This is a genomic window from Polaromonas sp. P1_G2, assembly GCF_056405515.1.
Map to the genome: position 1 here is coordinate 1 of NZ_JBFUBY010000669.1, position 640 is coordinate 640.

General features: G+C 62.9%; 1 protein-coding gene. It reads left to right on the forward strand.

Translation table 11 applies throughout. The features are described 5' to 3' along the window. Window positions 1–640 (forward strand): heavy metal-binding domain-containing protein (locus tag AC1D0P_RS26850; RefSeq protein ID WP_477679515.1); only part of this gene is annotated, 640 nt, incomplete at both ends.

Consider the following 640-nt stretch of genomic DNA (forward strand, 5'->3'; position numbering starts at 1 on the left):
CAGCAACGGTCGCCTGCCGGCCCACCTCATCGACCGCCTGAAAAACAGCCGTGAAGGCACGGTGCCGYGGACGGCGACCATGACGCCGTCGGAACTGCTGATCATGCGGTCGCACGGCATCAAGCCCGTTGCCGCAGTTTCGGCCACCTGCTGGCTGCATTACGGCTGGTCCTGGACGGAAGGGCATATGCAGGGGTGGGACGCGGCGATTGAAAGGCTGCAGGCAGAAGCCAAGGCTGCCGGCGCCAACGCCGTCGTCGATGTCAAGATGCGCACCGTGCCCTTGAACATCGAAGCCAGCATGGATTTCACGCTCATCGGCACTGCCGTCAAAATCGATGGCCTTCCCCCGAGCGAAAACCCGATCGTCGCCACCGTGCCGGCACTGGAATTCGTCAAATTGCTGGACGCCAGCATCGTTCCGACCGGTATTGCGGTGGGCGCACACTATGAGTGGCTCAACGACTGGCGCGGACGCACCAACCTGGCATTCGCCGGCAACCTTGAGTCCAAGCCGCTGTCGACGCTTTGGGAAACGGTGCGCCGAAGTGCCCATGCGCAGTTGCGGCGGCGACTGGAAAAATCCGGCGGCGGCGCATTGGCGCACGTCAATTTCAGCCAGATGTTCGAGGTCGAAGAC